General features: G+C 68.8%; 13 protein-coding genes. 3 read left to right on the forward strand and 10 right to left on the reverse strand.

The window, feature by feature from the left end; translation table 11 throughout:
- Positions 1–55: 55 nt before the first annotated feature.
- Genes VJ655_RS14930 through VJ655_RS14940 form a run of 3 tightly spaced genes read right to left on the reverse strand, consistent with a single transcriptional unit; the run spans position 56 to position 3,437 of the window.
- Positions 56–1,066, reverse strand: coding sequence for an acyltransferase (locus VJ655_RS14930; RefSeq protein ID WP_324112386.1), 1,011 nt, complete (start codon positions 1,064–1,066; stop codon positions 56–58).
- A 54-nt stretch (positions 1,067–1,120) separates the two neighbouring features.
- Positions 1,121–2,179, reverse strand: a complete 1,059-nt coding sequence (locus VJ655_RS14935; RefSeq protein ID WP_324112388.1) for a class I SAM-dependent methyltransferase — start codon at positions 2,177–2,179, stop codon at positions 1,121–1,123.
- A 7-nt stretch (positions 2,180–2,186) separates the two neighbouring features.
- A complete protein-coding gene (locus tag VJ655_RS14940) occupies positions 2,187–3,437 on the reverse strand; it encodes a class I SAM-dependent RNA methyltransferase (RefSeq protein WP_324112390.1) in 1,251 nt (416 codons plus the stop codon).
- 185 nt (positions 3,438–3,622) lie between these two features.
- On the opposite strand from VJ655_RS14940, the gene VJ655_RS14945 reads away from it, so the two are divergent.
- The gene (locus VJ655_RS14945; protein WP_324112392.1) at positions 3,623–4,264 is read left to right on the forward strand and encodes a hypothetical protein; all 642 of its coding nucleotides are present in this window, start codon (positions 3,623–3,625) and stop codon (positions 4,262–4,264) included.
- Positions 4,265–4,324: 60 nt separating this feature from the next.
- Here the strand turns inward: VJ655_RS14945 and VJ655_RS14950 are convergent, their stop codons facing one another.
- Positions 4,325–5,056, reverse strand: a complete 732-nt coding sequence (locus tag VJ655_RS14950) for a TlyA family RNA methyltransferase (protein WP_324112394.1) — start codon at positions 5,054–5,056, stop codon at positions 4,325–4,327.
- Positions 5,057–5,171: 115 nt separating this feature from the next.
- Between VJ655_RS14950 and VJ655_RS14955 the strand changes: the two genes are divergently transcribed.
- The gene (locus VJ655_RS14955) at positions 5,172–6,659 is read left to right on the forward strand and encodes an amidase (RefSeq protein WP_324112396.1); all 1,488 of its coding nucleotides are present in this window, start codon (positions 5,172–5,174) and stop codon (positions 6,657–6,659) included.
- A 25-nt stretch (positions 6,660–6,684) separates the two neighbouring features.
- Here VJ655_RS14955 and VJ655_RS14960 read toward each other — a convergent pair whose 3' ends face one another.
- The 3 genes from VJ655_RS14960 to VJ655_RS14970 form a co-directional block, all read right to left on the reverse strand.
- Positions 6,685–7,047: a DUF1801 domain-containing protein gene (locus tag VJ655_RS14960; RefSeq protein WP_324112398.1), complete on the reverse strand. Its 363-nt coding sequence runs from the start codon at positions 7,045–7,047 to the stop codon at positions 6,685–6,687.
- A gap of 4 nt (positions 7,048–7,051) precedes the next feature.
- The gene (locus VJ655_RS14965) at positions 7,052–8,803 is read right to left on the reverse strand and encodes a class I adenylate-forming enzyme family protein (RefSeq protein ID WP_324112400.1); all 1,752 of its coding nucleotides are present in this window, start codon (positions 8,801–8,803) and stop codon (positions 7,052–7,054) included.
- A 123-nt stretch (positions 8,804–8,926) separates the two neighbouring features.
- Positions 8,927–10,330 (reverse strand): serine hydrolase, encoded by a 1,404-nt coding sequence (locus VJ655_RS14970; RefSeq protein ID WP_324112402.1) that lies wholly within the window; start codon positions 10,328–10,330, stop codon positions 8,927–8,929.
- 147 nt (positions 10,331–10,477) lie between these two features.
- Between VJ655_RS14970 and VJ655_RS14975 the strand changes: the two genes are divergently transcribed.
- Positions 10,478–11,131, forward strand: coding sequence for an HAD-IA family hydrolase (locus VJ655_RS14975; protein WP_324112404.1), 654 nt, complete (start codon positions 10,478–10,480; stop codon positions 11,129–11,131).
- A 117-nt stretch (positions 11,132–11,248) separates the two neighbouring features.
- Here VJ655_RS14975 and VJ655_RS14980 read toward each other — a convergent pair whose 3' ends face one another.
- From VJ655_RS14980 to VJ655_RS14990, 3 genes are all read right to left on the reverse strand, one after another.
- Positions 11,249–13,969 carry a valine--tRNA ligase gene (locus VJ655_RS14980; protein ID WP_324112406.1) on the reverse strand — a complete coding sequence of 907 codons (2,721 nt, stop codon included), beginning with the start codon at positions 13,967–13,969 and terminating at the stop codon, positions 11,249–11,251.
- 126 nt (positions 13,970–14,095) lie between these two features.
- A complete protein-coding gene (locus VJ655_RS14985; RefSeq protein WP_324112408.1) occupies positions 14,096–14,659 on the reverse strand; it encodes a DUF2497 domain-containing protein in 564 nt (187 codons plus the stop codon).
- 129 nt (positions 14,660–14,788) lie between these two features.
- On the reverse strand, positions 14,789–16,246 hold the full coding sequence (locus VJ655_RS14990) for a TolC family outer membrane protein (protein WP_324112410.1): 1,458 nt from the start codon (positions 16,244–16,246) through the stop codon (positions 14,789–14,791).
- Positions 16,247–16,333: the final 87 nt, after the last annotated feature.

Genomic DNA, 16,333 nt, shown 5'->3' on the forward strand with positions numbered 1-16,333 from the left:
CGTTCCTTCCTAGGACGGCGGACCAGGCCGGCCGCCGACATCGAGTTTCCGATTTTTAGGGACGACGGGCCAGCGCCTGGAGACGGCGCCGAACCGGCTCGTCATAGAGCTTCAGAACCGTCCAGGCGCCCAGCACGATCACCGGGATCGCCACCAGCGCGAAGCCGACCGGATAGCCGTGGCCGCCGATCGCGCGGAATCCTCGCAGCATCAGCTCCCAGCCCAGCCAGTGCAGGGCGTAGAGCGGATAGGAGATCGCGCCCGAGATCCGGCAGGCCGCGCCCGCCAGGCCGTCCGGATCGCGCCGTCCGGCCAGGACCATCACCGGAAAAACCAAACCGACGCAGACGAAATCGTAGAGCCAATTCAAGGGCGTCCACGGAAAACTCATCACGGCCGCCAGCAACGACGCCAGGACCCAGGCGGGAAGCGTAAGGCTCGTGAACCCCTGAATCCGATAGCAGCCCCAGCCCAGCAGGAAGGCGAAGACGGTCCTCAGAAAGCTGATGACGAACGTGCCCCGGTCCCAGCCGGTCAGCACCCCGCCCATGCCGTGGCAGACATAGGCCATGACCGGAACCAGCAGCACGATCATCAGCACGTGGCCCATGACGCCCAGTCGCCGGACCGGAAACCAGATCGCTCCAACCGCAAGCTCGAAGAACAGAGACCAAGCCGGCGGATTTAAAGGAAAAAGCGGCGAGAAGCCGATCTCGTCGGCCCACACCCTGGGAATCATCAGAAGGCCGAGGCCCAACCATCCGGGCACGCGCTCGCGGTGCTCGATGATCACCGTCGCGCCCGCCAACATGGTCAGCGCGATCAGCGGCCACAGCCGGATCAGCCGCTGGCGCATGAAGCCCAGCCAACCGATCTCGCGTCGGCCGTAGGCGTGGGCCAGGACGAAGCCCGACAGGCAGAAGAAGAAGTCGACGGCGAGATAGCCGTGCGGGACCAGCCAGGGCCGGCCGGTCCAACTTCCGATGTGGTAGAGCATGACGCCCACGGCCGCGACGCCGCGCAGGCCGTCCAGCGCCTCGTACCGTCGTCTCGCTTCGTAAGCCAAACCGCCGCCCCCGCTCCCCGTCCCTTGCTTAGCGGACGGCGCGGCGGACGCAACTCACGGCGCGGGCTTCTCCAGCAACAGCGCCTTGGTGAGGAAGGCCCGATCCTCGCCGACCAAACGCAGCCCAGCCTCGCCGAATAGGACCGTCAGGTCGGTCTCGGCGTAGCTGCCGTAATAGGGTTCGTGGAAATAGACCGGGAAGGCCTCCAGCAGGCGGGCGAGCTCCGGGGTGTCGGTCGGCTGCACGGAGTCGACCATGACGAGCACGCCGCCTGGCTTCAGCGCCCGCGCCAGGCTGGCGGCGACCAGGGGACGCACGCGCGGCGGCAGCTCGTGGAAAAGATAGACGCAAGTCACCGCGTCCAACGAACAATCGGCAAAAGGCAAGACTTCCGCATTGGCCTTGATCCCGCCCGCGCCCGTGCGCCGTCGGGCCTCCGCCAGATAGGCCTCGGAGAGGTCCAGGCCCGCGATCGCCGCGCGCGGGAACGCCGCCTTGAGATCCTTGAGGAAGGCGCCCGAACCGCAAGCCACATCGACGATCTTGGCGCTCCGATGATCGCGCCCGCGCCAATGGCGGGCCAGCAGCGAAAGCCCTCGCCGCCGCATGGCTCCGGCCGTTCCCGAGAACAACGCCTCGACCTGGGCGTCGTAGCGCCGGGCGCTTTCGACCGTGAACCAGCCGCCGGACTGGTAGTGGAAGTTCTGGCGATAATAGTTTGGATAGGCTCGACTATCCGCCGCATCGCGAACCTCGGCGCCATCGCCGCGCCGCCGACGGCGATCGACCTCGAAAGCATCGACGATGAAGTCCGCGGCCTCCCGCAGAGCCGCCGAGGGACGCCCGGGCCCGTCCTCGACGGCGGGATAGAGGCCGGCGGCGACGTCGCGGGCGTCCTTCTCGAAGGCTTCGAGATAGGCGCGGCGCAAGCTGTCCTTGGCGGGCGGCGCGCTGCTGGCCTGGAAGCGGCGAGCCTGCGGGCCCTCGGTCGGCCGCGTCAGGCTTCGCGCCAGGCCGCCGGCGGCCGTCCACCAGGCAGCCTTGACCGCGGCCCTGGCGCGCTGGCCCAGGGCGTCACCTGCGAAAGCCGTCCGGGTTCGTCGCTCGTCCATGCCGGCCTCAGCGAGAAAAGACACCCACGAGTTCAATATGCGGCGACCAGACGAACTGGTCCACTGGCAGCACCTTTTCCAGGCGGAATCCGGCGTCGACCAGCACGCGGGCGTCCTTGGCGAAGGTCTGCGGATTGCAGGACACGCCCACCACCTTGGCGACCTTGGACTTGGCGATCTCCACCGTCTGCTCGGCCGCGCCAGCGCGCGGCGGGTCGATGACGACGACGTCGGTCTTGGCCAGCTCCGTGCTCAGCACCGGCCGGCGCACCAGGTCACGCGCCTCGACCTGGATCGGTTTCAGCCCGGGGGTCGAACCCATGGCCGCCTTCAGCGCGGCGATCGCCGGCGCGCTCATCTCGGCGGCGTACACCGCCCCGATCTCGGCCAGACGGAAAGTGAAGGTGCCGACGCCGCAATAGAGATCGGCGATGCGGCCGGCGCCCTGGGCCTGGGCGACGGCGAAGTCGACCATGGCGCGCTCGGCGGCCGGCACGGCCTGCAGGAAGGCGCCCGGCGGCAGAGCGACCACCGCCGGCCCGAGCTTCACCAGCGGCTGGCGCGCGCCGTAGACGATCTCCCCGGCCATGGTGACCCGCGCGAAATCTCCCTCGCTCGCCGCCATGGCCGCCCGCATGCGGGCGTCGGCGGAGAGACCACCGCTCTTGCGCTCCACGCCCGTCACGTCGATGTCCAGACCCGTTCCCGTCAAGGTCACGTGCAGGGTCGGCGCGGACTTCGGATGCTCTAGGAAGGGCTCGGCCAGGCGCGCCAGCGCCGGCAGGGCCGCGACGATACGCGGGTCGGTGACCGGACACTCTTCGATCGGCACGAGGTTCCAGGAGCGGCGCGCCTTGAAGCCCAGAGCCGCCGGGCGTCCCTTGCCCCCCTTGCGCGCATGCAGGGCGACGCGACGACGCGAGGCCGGCGGCGCGGCGAAGGTCGGCAGGATCTCGGTCTCAAGGCCCTCCATCGACAGCTGGATGCGGATCTGCTCGGCCTTCCAGGCGCGATAGGGCTCGCCCGCCCAGTGCTGCAGGGCGCAGCCGCCGCAGGCGCCGAAGTGGCGGCACGGTGGAACGACGCGGTCGGGGCTGGCGGCCAGGATCTCGGCGACCTCGCCGCGCGCGCCTTCGAGGTTGGCCAGCACCCGCTCGCCCGGCAGGGTCAGCGGCACGAAGACCGCGCCCTTGCCCTCCGCGTTGCGGGAGAGGCCGTCGCCCTGGGCGCCGACCGCGTCGATCGTCAGTTCTCGCATTTCGTATCCGTTTCGACGCCGAAGACACGTTTCGCCGGCGCGCAAAAGCCGTCCATACCGCGCGTGAACGAAGCTGAACACCTCGGTCAGGCGCCGTTCATCTTGGCTGCGCCATTCGTTGAGCAACGAACGGACCGGCGATCGGCGCCAAGGCGGCGGTCGCCCCCAAAATGACAAGCTCTCTCATGACCATGAACGCCTCCAAGAGCAGGACCTCCAAGATGAAGACCGTTCTGGGCGTCACCGCCGCCCTCGTCTGCGGCGTGCTGGCGCCGACCCTGGCCTCGGCCCAGGCCTATGGCTCGTCGAGCTATGGCGGCGCGTATGATCGCCAGGGCTATTACTACGACCCCTGCCAGCGTTCGACGACGCAGCGCGGCACGGGCGGTGGCCTGGCCGGCGCCGGCATCGGCGCGGCGATCGGCAGCGGCGTCGCGGCTAAGGGCGCGCGCACCGAAGGCGCGGTCCTGGGCGGCCTGCTCGGCGCGGTGGTCGGCGCCAATGTCGGGAAACACTCGGCGGCCTGCACGTCCGGCCGCGTCTCGGCGCCGCCCCCGCCTCCTCCGCCCCCGCCGGCCGCCTATAACGACGATCCGGCCTATCGCTCGGGCTCGTACGAGGACGCCCGTCGCGACGCCGATCGCGACAGCTATTACGAGCGGACCTACGAGCGCCACGAAGGCTATCGCGTCGACAACCGCGCCCAGGCCGACGTCAACGGCTGCACCCTGGCCGAGAGCCCGATCTACCTGCCGGACGGCCGGGTCCAAAAGCGCTTCGTGCGCGTCTGCCCGGACGCCAACGGCAAATACCAAGTGGTCGACTGAACGACCCGCTTTCTTGTGGAAGACGATCGGCCGCCCGCGCTCTGGGCGGCCGATTTCGTTTCAGCCCTTGGCCGCCCAGACCAGGCGCTCGACCTGGCCGTCGCCGCCGGCGATGGGGCTTTCGGTCAGCCCCTTCACGGACCACCCCGAGCTCTCCAGGAAGTCGACGACCTCGCGCTCGACACGGGCGATGGTCTCCGGGTCCTTCACCAGCCCGCCCTTGCCGACATGGTCTCGCCCGGCTTCGAACTGCGGCTTGATCAGGGCGACGAGATCTGCCCCAGGCGCCGCCAGAACCAAGGCCGCCGGCAAGGCCTTGACCAGGGAGATGAAGCTGACGTCGCTGACCACCAGTTGCGGCGCGGTCGGGATCAGGGTTTCGTCCAGCGCCCGGGCGTCGACACCCGACAGATCCGTAACGCGCGGATCGGCCTTCAGCCTTGCGTGTAGCTGGTAGCGGCCGACGTCGACCGCGAACACCTGGGCCGCCCCCCGGTCCAGGAGCACCTCGGTGAAGCCGCCGGTCGAGGCGCCGACATCGACGGCCGTGCGCCCCTCTACGGCGATCGGCCACAGATCCAGCGCGTGGACCAGCTTCAGGGCGCCGCGTCCCACCCACGGATGGGCCGCCTCGGCGATGATCTCGGCGTCCTCGTCGACGCTCTCGGCGGGCTTGGCGATCACCTTGCCGCCGACCGAGACGCCGCCGGCCTCCACGGCCGCCCGGGCCTTGGCGCGACTGTCGAAGACGCCCCGCTCGACGAGCAATTGATCGATGCGCTTGCGAGCCACGCGGCCTCCTGAACTCGAAAACACCGTCTAGCACGGGCTTGCGGCCAAGGTCTCTTCGGGTTCAACTGAACACCGATCACCGGCGCGGAAGACGCCGGCTTGTGGGAGGAAATTCATGCGTTTCAGCCGCCGCGGCCTCATGGCCGCCTCCGCCGCGATCGCGGCCGCCCCTTCGGCCTTCGCCAAGCCCAAAACGACCGGCGCGCCAGCCCCATGGACGCCGGACGCCACCGAGCTGGCCGGCCGGGTGCGCCGCAAGGAGGTCAGCGCGGCCGAGTTGGTCGAGGCGGCGATCGCTCGGATCGAGACCTTGCAGCCACAGGTCCAGGCCCTCGTGGCCTCCGACTTCGAGCGCGCGTTGGAAAAGGCCAAATCCGGTCAGGTTTCCGGACCGTTCGCCGGCGTGCCGTTCCTGGTCAAGGATCTGGACCCCTACAAGGGCCTGCCCACGCGTTACGGCACGCGCGCCAGCATCGGCGCCCGCCCCGATACGGCTCAGACGGGCTATGTCGACGCCTTCGACGGAGCTGGCTTCGTCACCCTGGGCAAGTCGGCCACGCCGGAATACGGCTTCCTGCCCACGACCGAGCCGATGGGCTTCCTGCCCACGCGCAATCCGTGGAACACCAAGCACTCGTCCGGCGGATCGTCGGGCGGTGCGGCGGCGGCCGTGGCCTCGGGCATGGTGTCGATCGCCCACGCCAGCGACGGCGGCGGGTCGATCCGCATCCCGTCGGCCAATTGCGGCCTGTTCGGCCTCAAGCCCTCGCGCGGGCGGATGATCCCCAACCGACCCAGCAGCCGAGGCATCGACCTGTCGGTGTCGCACGCTCTCACTCACAGCGTCCGTGACTCAGCGGCGTTGTTCGCCGCCACCGAACGCACGGACGCCGGCGCCCCCTTCAAGCCGATCGGCGTGGTGACCGCGCCGCTCAAGCGGAAGCTGAAGGTTGGCCTCGTCATGAACGGCGGCACGGGCCTCGCGCCCGATCCGGAAGTGCAAGCCGCCGTCGACAACGCCGCCAAGCTGCTCAAGGACCTGGGCCACCGGGTGGAGCCCACGGCTTGGCCGATGGACGGCGCTCAGTTCGGTCAGGACTTCACCGTGCTGTGGGCCTCCGGCGCGGCCGAGCTAGTCGCGGGCGTCACCAAGGCCATGGGCCGCAAGCCCGACGCCGGCGTGCTGGAGCCGTTCACCCTGGGCATGGCCGAACTGGTCGGCAAGCTGCCGCAGGGCGCCCTCCCCGCCGCGCTTCAGCGCCTGAACGCCACCATCGGCGCCTATGACGCCTGGCTTTCGAAGTACGACGTCATCCTCTCGCCGGTGCTGGGCAAGCCGCCGGTGGAGCTGGGCTATGTCGCAGGCTGGGTTTCGTTCGAGGAGCTGCAGGCGCGGCTGATGGCCTATGTCGGCTACACCCCCGTGCAGAACGTGGCCGGAGCGCCGGCCATGAGCGTGCCGCTGCACTGGACGGCGGACGGCTTGCCCGTGGGCGTGCAGATCGCCGGGCGCGCGGGCGGCGAGGCGACGTTGCTGGCGCTGGCCTATCAGTTGGAAGAGGCCCAGCCCTGGGCGCATCGGCGACCGACGGTGAGCGCGTAGCCGACGCTCCCGGCCAGTCCAAGGGTCAGCAGCCGCCCCGGCCGCTGGCCCGGACATGGTCCAGGATGTCAGCGATCAGCGCGAAGTCGATGGCTTCCGGCCGTCTCCAGCGCATGCAACCAGCGCCGCGGTCGACGCCCGCCAGACGCTCGGCGAAGGCGTCGAGCGCCGCGCGCCCCGGATAGACGGCGACGTACTGCTTCTGACTGTTGAAGGCTACGAAAGGCGCCTTCGGGTCGCCGTAGGCTGGCATGCCATAAGCCATTCCCTCGCTATCGGCGCCGAAGCGTTCAAGGCACAGCGCGCGGAGGCGGTCCAGCGCGGGGCGACGCTCGGGCGCGACCTCCTGCATGAAGTCGTCCACGCTAGCCGCCTTCGACTGGACCATGGCGCTACCCCTCCACGAACACCTTCTTCAGCTCATTCTTCATGATTTTGCCGTTGGCGTTGCGCGGCAGGGTCTCGTGCCAGAACACCACCTTGACCGGCACCTTGAAGGCCGCCAGGCGGTCGGCCACGAAGGCGCGCAGTTCGGCCTCGGTCGCGTGCGCGCCCGGCTTCAGCGTGACCACCGCCGCCGGCTCTTCGCCGAGGGTCTTGTGCGGGACGCCGACCAGGGCCGCGTCCATCACCGCCGGGTGGTCGTAGAGGCAGTTCTCGACCTCGATGCAGTAGATGTTTTCGCCGCCGCGGATCAGCATGTCCTTGGCGCGGTCGATGATGAAGCAGAAGCCCTCGGCGTCGAGGCGGGCCAGATCGCCCGTCCGCACCCAGCCGTCGACAAAGGTCTGGGCGGTGGCCTCGGGCTTGTTCCAATAGCCGCGCACCACCTGGGGGCCCTTGCACCACAGCTCGCCGACCTCGCCGATCGGGAGCTCGCGGTACGGCGCGTCTACCGTCATGATCTTCAGGTCGGTGACCGGCACGGCGGGACCGCAGCTGTCGGGGCGGTTCTCATAGTCCTCGGCCGAGTTGCTGGTCGCGGTGGCCGAGGTTTCGGTCATGCCCCAGCCGTTGCCGGGCGAGGACTTGGGCCAGATCTCCTTGATCTTGCGCACCAGTTCCGGCGCCGAGGGCGCGCCGCCATAGGCGACGTTCTCGATCGAGGAGAGATCGTACTTGTGGCGGTTCGGATGCTCGATGATCTGCCAGGCGATGGTCGGCACGCCGCCCATCTGGGTCAGGCGCTCGTCCTGGATGACCTGCATGGCCTTTTCCGGATCCCACTTGCGCATCATCACCAGCTTGGCGCCGGCGAACAACGAGGGGTTGAGCACCGCGAAGCAGCCCGTGGCGTGGAAGAACGGCACCGACAGCAGCGAACCCTTCTGCGGGGCGCTGGGATCGGGCTGGGGCGGCGCCTCGCCGCGGCGCAGGAAGGCGCGGGCCGAGGCGGCGGCGGCGGCGAAGATGTTGCTGTTGATGTTGCGGTGAGTGGCGATCGCCCCCTTGGGCTTACCCGTGGTGCCCGAGGTGTAGAAGATCGTCGCGTCGTCGTCCGCGCCCAGGGCGACCGCCGGGAGCGGCTTTTCCGCCAGGGCCGCCCAGTCGTTGGGTCCGCCGATCACGGTCTCCAGATGGACGACGTAGGGGTGAGAGATCTCCTCGGGCGAGCGGCTCACATAGACCCGCTGCAGGTCCGGACAGTTGTGCAGGTGCTCGGCCAGACGCTCGTAGCGCTCGACATCGACGATGGCGACCCGGGCGCCGGAGTCGATCAGGCCGTATTCCAGCTCGGGACCGGTCCACCAGGCGTTCAGCGGCGTGACGATCGCCCCCAGCACCATGCCCGCATAGAAGGCGACTGGCCATTCGGGCAGGTTGCGCATGACGATGGCGACGCGATCGCCCTTCTGGACGCCGAAGGCCTGCAGCTCGGCCGCCATGTGCGTCACGGCGCGATAGAAGGCCTCGAAGCTGACCCGCTCGTCCTCGTGGATCATGAAGATCCTGTCGCCGTGGGTGCGGCCCATCATCAGGGTCTCGCGCAGCGTCGGCGGGGCGTTCTTCCAGACCCGGGTCTTCACGCCACGGATCTCGACCTCTTCCATCTCACCTGGGCCGCCAGGCGTGGTGATCATCGCATAGGCCTGCTGGACCGACATGGCGGGCCACGGAATGGACGCGGGGGCGGCCTGGGTCATGATGCTTACTCTCCCGGTATGTCGCGCCTTTTTCAGCGAGCGCGTTCGTCGAGGAGAGAGCACAGTCGGCGGCCGGATGCAAACGTCCGTTTGACGCTAGGGGATCATTGATAAGTTACAGCCCTAGGCGGGCTGCCTCTTGAGCTGTTTCAACCACTGCGCGGCGTTCCTGTTGCCAGGATCCAGCGCCAGCGACTTGCCGTAGGCGGCGATGGCCGAGGCCGTGTCGCCATTGGCCGCATAGGCCTCGCCCAGGCTGTCGAAGGCGTTGCCGCTGGTCGGGTTGAGATCCGCCGTCAGCTTCAGCACCGCCAGGGCCGAGCGCGGCTTGCCGAAGGCCAGCAGGCGATAGCCCCAGTCGTTCAGCTCGTGCTCGTCGGCGGTGAAGCCGGGATGGGCGGCGCGGAAGGCCGCGACCGTCGCGGCGGGGTCCGCCGGCTCCTGTCCCGCCAGCGCCGCGCGCAGGGCCGAGACGCCGGTCAGGGACATGCCCGGGATGAAGCCTTGGGCGATCTCGTCGATCAGATCCTCGGGCGCCGAGCCGGCCAGGTTGGTCAGGACCACCACCCCGACCTTGTCGTCCGGATAGAGATAGACCGCCGAGCGGCTGCCGCCGGTCATGGCCACGGCGCGGTGCGCCGGCCGGTCCAAAACGAGCCAGCCCATGCCCCACTGGCCGAGCTTGCCGTCGGCATAGGCGACCGGCGTCCACATCGCCGTCCTGGTCGCGGGCTTTAGCAGCGTATCGTCCTGCACGGCGATCATCCATCGCGCCATGTCGCTGGCCGTGCTGACCATGCCGGCCGCCGCGCGATGCAGCGGCGAGAAGATCTCGGCGCGCGCCACCGGCTGATCCGGCGTGGCCTTGCGGTAGCCATAGGAGATGACCCGCTCGGGCCCGGCGTCGCGGCTGTCGCCCCAGCCCGTTCGGCTCATGCCGGCCAGGGCGATCTGCTCGCCGGCTAGGGTGGCGTCGGGCGCCCTGCCCCGCAGGCCGTTGATGGCCATCTGGATCAGGGCGTAGTTGGTCTGGTTGTAGTCGAACCGCTGGCCTGGCGGGAACTTGACCGGCTTGGCCACGGCGGCCGCCCAGGCAGCCTCGCCGTCGCCATCGCCGTCGTCGAAGTTCGGCAAGCCCGAGGTATGGCTGAGCAGCCGCCGGACCTCGACGCCACGCCAGGCCTCCGGAAGGTCTGGCACGTAGGCGCCGATGGGCTTGGCCAGGTCCAGTCGTCCGGCCTCGACCTCGCGCATGGCGGCCACGCCCGTGAAGGCCTTGGTGATCGAATTGATCGGAAAAACGGTCCCCGGCGTCACCGGCGCCTGCTTAGCTAGGTCGGCGACGCCGTAGGCGCGGGACATGACGATCTTGCCGTCCTTGACCACGGCGATCTGCAGGCCGGGAATGTGCTGTTCGGCCATGGCGCGACGGACGATCGCATCGGCCCGCTCGACGGGGTCCGGCGCGGCCCTGGCGGCTCCGGCGACAAGGCTCAGCGCGATCAATCCTAGACCAAGGTTTCTCATCGTCGCGTTCCATCGCCAAGCGATGGCAGAAGACCAGTCCGACGCGACCCGGCCCAGTTAATCCTTGGTCATGTGACGCGGCCTGGACACCGCCTCGTCCAGGGTGGATGACCGGGCGTCGTCTTGCCTCTCGTTCGGAGCGTAGCATTGCCCCAATCTCTCCTGTTTCCCGATCGCGAGTTCGCCGCCTTCCTGTTCGATATGGACGGCACGGTCCTGACCTCGATCGTCGCCAGCGAGCGGGTCTGGGGCGTCTGGGCGCGCAGGCACGGTCTGGACGTCGAGGCGGTGTTCAAGTGCATCCACGGCCGGCGCGCCGTCGAGACGGTGCGCAGCTTCAACATCCCCGATGTCGACGAGGACGCCGAGGTCCGGTGGCTGATGGAGGCCGAGATCGCCGACACGGACGGGATCGACGCCATCGAGGGGGCCGCCGCCTTCCTGAGCGCCCTGCCCGCCGACCGCTGGGCCGTCGTCACCTCGGCCCCGCGCGCCTTGGCCAAGGTCCGACTGGCGGCGGCCGGCCTGCCCATCCCCGCCGTGCTGGTCACCGCCGAGGATGTCGAGCGCGGCAAGCCCGCTCCCGATTGCTTCCTGCTGGCGGCCCAGCGCCTGAGCCACGCGATCGAGGACTGTCTGGTGTTCGAGGACGCCCCCGCCGGCATCGCCGCGGCCGAGGCGGCCGGCGCGAAGGTGGTGGTGATCACGGCGACGCACAGCCATCCGCTGGAGACGCCGCATCCGGGGGTTATGGGTTATGGGTCGCTGAGGGTTACGGCGTCGGGGGCGTTGAGCTTCTAGCCGCTCGGACATCAAAAAAGGGCGCGCCCACGATGGACGCGCCCTCTTCTGAAAATCGAACCTAGCCGCGCCATGGGTCCTCGCCACAAGGGCGAGGAAGGCAGGTTGAGGTCGTCACTATCCCACCGACTCCAGCCGGTTCAGCGCCGCCTCGAGCTTGGCCTTGGCGGCCTGCGCCTCGGCCAGGCGTTCGCGGTTCTCCTCGACGACCTCTTCCTTGGCGCGGGCCAGGAAGTCGGGATTGCCGAGCTTCTTGCCGACCTTCTCGATCTCGCCGACGTGGCCGGCGATCTCCTTGGTCAGGCGAGCCTTCTCGGCCGCGAGGTCGATGAACTCGGCGATGGCCAGGGCGCCGGTCGCCTCGCCCAGCACGAAGGGCACCGCCCCGGCGGGAGGGGCGTCGGCCTCGCGGGCGCTGTCCAGACGGGCCAGGGTCAGCAGCAGGTCGCGATGGCGGGCCAGGCGGGCCTTGGTCTCCGCGCCGGCGCCGATCAGGGTCAGCGGCGGCTTGGCGCCCGGAGGCACGTTCATCTCGGCGCGCACCGAGCGGATCTCGCTGACGGTGTCGACCAGCCAGCCGATCTCGGCCTCGGCCTCGGCGTCGATCCATTCGGCGGGAAGCTCGGGCCACTTCGCCGAGATCAGCATGGTCTCGCGAGCCGGACCGAACTCGGCGGTCTTGTCCCACAACTCCTCGGTGATGAACGGCATCACCGGGTGCAGGAGCTTGAGGATCACGTCCAGCGCCCAGGCGGCGGTGGCGCGGGTCTCGGCCTTGGCCGCCGCGTCGTCGCCGTTCAGGATCGGCTTGGCCAGCTCCAGGTACCAGTCACAGAACACGTTCCAGACGAAGCGATACAGAGCGCCGGCGGCCTCGTCGAACGACGGGGCTTCCAGGGCCTTGGTCACCTCGGCCACGGTCTTGACCGTCTCGCCGCGGATCCACTTGTTGATCGGCTGCTCGACCGTCGCGGGATCGAAGCCCTCGACACGAACGCACTCGTTCATCTGGGCGAAGCGCGAGGCGTTCCACAGCTTGGTGCCGAAGTTGCGGTAGCCCTCGATGCGCTGCTTGGAGAGCTTGATGTCGCGCGCCTGGCCCGACATCGCCGTCAGGGTGAAGCGCACCGCGTCGCAGCCCAGCTCGTCGATCAGGATCAGCGGATCCATCACGTTGCCCTTGGACTTGCTCATCTTGGCGCCCTTCTCGTCACGGACGAGGGCGTTGATGAACACCTGCTTGAACGGGGCCTCGCCCATGAAGTGGATGCCCATCATCATCATCCGGGCGACCCAGAAGAAGATGATGTCGAAGCCCGTCACCAAGGTGCTGGTCGGGTAGAACTTGGCCAGGTCGGCGGTCTTCTCGGGCCAGCCCAGGGTCGAGAACGGCCACAGGGCGGAGGAGAACCAGGTGTCGAGGACGTCTTCGTCGCGGTTCAGGACGACGTCGGCGCCGAACTGGGCCCGAGCGGCGGCGTAGGCCGCGTCTTCCGTCTCCTCGACGAAGATCGAGCCTTCCGGCCCGAACCAGGCCGGGATGCGGTGGCCCCACCAGAGCTGGCGCGAGACGCACCACGGCTCGATGTTGCGCAGCCATTCGAAGTAGGTCTTTTCCCAGTGCCTGGGCTCGAAGACAGTCTCGCCGGTCTCGACCGCTTTCAGCGCCGGCTGGGCCAGGGTCTTGGCGTCGACGTACCACTGGTCGGTCAGGAAGGGCTCGATGACCACGCCCGAACGGTCGCCGTGCGGGACCATGTGGCGGGTCTTCTCGATCTCCTTCAACCAGCCTTCTTCCTCGGCGCGGGCGACGATGGCCTTGCGGGCGACGAAGCGGTCCATGCCGACGAACTCGGCCGGGACGGAGTCGTTCAGCTTGGCTTCCGGGGTCAGGATATTGATAGCTTCCAGGCCCGCGCGCTTGCCGACGCCGAAGTCGTTGAAGTCGTGGGCAGGGGTGATCTTCACCGCGCCCGAGCCCTTGGTCGGGTCGGCGTAGTCGTCGGCGACGATCGGGATGCGGCGGCCGACGATCGGCAGGGTCACGAACTTGCCGACCAGCCCCTTGTAACGCTCGTCGTCCGGATGCACGGCCACGCCGGTGTCGCCCAGCATGGTCTCCGGTCGCGTCGTCGCGACAACGATGTAGTCGCGTGTCTCGAACTCGGTGGGCTTGCCCTCCTCGTCGAAGGCGATCGGGTGCTGGTAGGTCACGCCGTCGGCCAGCGGATAGGCGAAGTGCCAATAGGCGCCGTCGACCTCCTTCTGCTCGACCTCAAGGTCGGAGATGGCGGTCTGGAACTGCGGGTCCCAGTTGACCAGGCGCTTGTCGCGATAGAGCAGGTTCTGCTTGTAGAGCTGGACGAACACCTTGCGGACGGCGGCCGACAGACCCTCGTCCAGGGTGAAGCGCTCGCGCGACCAGTCGCAGCTGGCGCCGAGACGGCGCAGTTGGTTGGTGATGGCCCCGCCGCTCTCGGCCTTCCATTCCCAGACCTTCTCGACGAAGGCGTCTCGGCCCATGTCGCGGCGGCCGATATTGCCGGCGGCGGCCAGCTGGCGCTCGACGACCATCTGGGTGGCGATGCCCGCGTGATCGGTGCCCGGCAGCCAAAGGGCGGCCTTGCCGCGCATGCGGTGGAAGCGGGTCAGCACGTCCTGCAGCGTGTTGTTCAGCGCGTGGCCGATGTGCAGCGAGCCCGTCACGTTCGGCGGCGGGATCACGATGACGAACGGCTCGGCGTTCGGATCCTCAGCTGGCTTGAAGGCCCCGGAGGCCTCCCAGGCGGCGTACAGGCGGGGTTCGACGGATTTGGGATCGAAGGTCTTATCGAGCATGGCGGAGCGGATATGCCATCTGCGGCCCCGGCGCGAAACCGGCGGGCCTTGGTTTTCTGAGGTATTTCGCAACGAAAAAGGCGGCCGCCTTGGCGACCGCCTCGATTTTTCGAAGATCGAGGGGGCTTAGACGCGGCCGCGAGCGATCCGCTGTACTTCTTCCTCGACCTTGGTCTCGACGATGCGCGGCAGGTTCTGGTCCAGCCATTCCTTGAGCAGCGGGCGTAGCAGTTCGCGCACCACATCCTCCAGCGTCCGACCGTCCTTGGGCATCAGCAGGGCCGAGCTCAGACTGCCGAAGGCGCTGGCGGCGGCGGAGGCGGCGCTGTCGCCGACCAGGTTGTCGGCCGCTTCGTCGCGATCGAAGATCGGCGCGCTCGGCGCCGGTTCGGGCGCGGGAGCCGGCGGCGAATAGACGTCGATGTCTCCGACAGTCTCCAGCGGCGGCAGTTCCGGCTCGCCCTGGGGCTCCTCGGGCGCGATCGGATCGGTCAGCTCGAGAACGTCATCGACCGGCTCGGCGTCGAGCGTCGGCGCGGCTTCGAGAGCCGGTTCCGCCTCGGGCTCAAGTTCCGCGGCCGGTGCTTCCTCGGCGGCAGGCTCCGCAGGCCCATCATCCTCCGAGATGATGCGCCGGATGGAGGCGAGGATCTCCTCCATCGTAGGTTCTTGAGAGCTCTGATCGGACATGTGCGAGGCCGTCGTAAAGGGATACGAATCCTTGCGCGCTTACCGCACGCTAGTCCGCGATGGTGCAGACTTGCGCAGGTTAAGCAAGCTTAAGGATAAGGTGTGGGCGGAAACGACGCGGCTTCGCGTCTACTTGGATCCGCCCTTGGCCTTGACGGACGGCGCGCCAACCTTGTCGACCGCCTGCACCACCGGCTCCCACGGAACCCAGCCAACGCTGTGCGTCACGCGGTCGTACGAGGTCTTGGGATCGTAGGCGGTCGTGGTCGACGACAGCTTGCTCACCCCCAGTTGGCCCATGGCCTGGAGCACGACGGCGCTGGCGACATATTCGTCGCGGCGCGCGCCGACCAGGGCCAGTTCGGCGTTGGAAAGCTCCAGCTGGGCGTTCAGCACGTCCAGCGTGGTGCGCAGACCGACCTGCTGCTCCTGGCGCACGCCTTCGAAGGCGATGCGCGTGGCGCGCACCTGCTCTTCGTTGGACACCAGGTTGGCGCGCGAGGCCAGGAGATTGCTCCAGGCGTTGGAGACCTGCTGGATGGCCGTGCGCTTGGCCCCCTCGGTGGCGCTGCGGGCGGCGTTCTCACGCTCGGTCGCGGCGCGAACCTGCGAGGTCGTCAGGCCGCCGGTGAAGATCGGGATCGAGGCGGTGATCGCGCCCGAGATGGTGCGGTCGTAGTCGTCGAACTGGCTGCCGACGCCCGAGCGCTTGTCGGCGGCGTAGCCGAGCGAGGCCCGCGCCGAAACGGTCGGCCGATAGCCGGCCTTGGCCACGGCGACACGGGCGGCGGCGGCCTCTTCATTGTAGCGGGCCGAGGTCACGCCGGGGTTGGTCGTCTGGGCGGCTTCGAAGGCCTGGTCGACGGTCGCCGGCAGCAAGCCCGCCAGCGTCGGCTCGGGCGCCAGTTCGCCGGGGGTCTGACCGACGACGGCCGCGTAACCGGCGCGGCTGACTTCCAGCTGCGCCTGCGCGGACGACAGGCCCGCCTTGGCCGCGGCGAGACGCGCCTGCGACTGGGCGACGTCGGTGCGGGTGATCTCGCCCACGTCGAAGCGGGCGTTGGATTCTTCGAGCTGGCGTTGGAGGACGGCGACGTTCTCCTTGGCGATGCGCAGGCGCTCCTGGTCACGGCGCACGTCGACATAGGCCTGGACGACGCTGACCAGCACGCTCTGCTCGACCGAGCGCAGACCCTCGCGGGCCGACAGCACGTCGGCCTCCGCGGCGCTCAGGTTGGCGCTGGCGCGGCCGCCGGTATAGAGCGGCTGGCTGATCGAGACCGTGGCGCCGCTGCCCGACGCCTTGACGTCGGCGCCGGTGTCGGGGCTGGTCTTCGAGCCCGTCACGTCCAGCTCGCCGCCGATGGTCGGACGGAAGCCCGTCTTGGCCTGCACCACGCCCTCGTCGGTGATCCGGGTGCTGGCGCGCTGCTGCTGCAAAGTGGGGTTGGTCTGGTAGGCCAGCGCGATCGCGTCAGCCAGGGTTTCGGCCCGAGCCGCCGAAAGGGGCGCGGCGAAAAACACACCGGCCATCAAGCTGACGCTGCAAGCGGCGGCCAGCAATCCGGCCCGTCGACGGTTCGACATCTAGGTTCTATCCCCAATCACGCGAAGCTCGCGTCGCCACAATATGATCGCGTGTAAGTCGGACCGCCAGTCGCCGCCAGTTAAGCT

The sequence above is a fragment of the Caulobacter sp. genome, assembly GCF_035254145.1.
GTDB lineage: Bacteria > Pseudomonadota > Alphaproteobacteria > Caulobacterales > Caulobacteraceae > Caulobacter.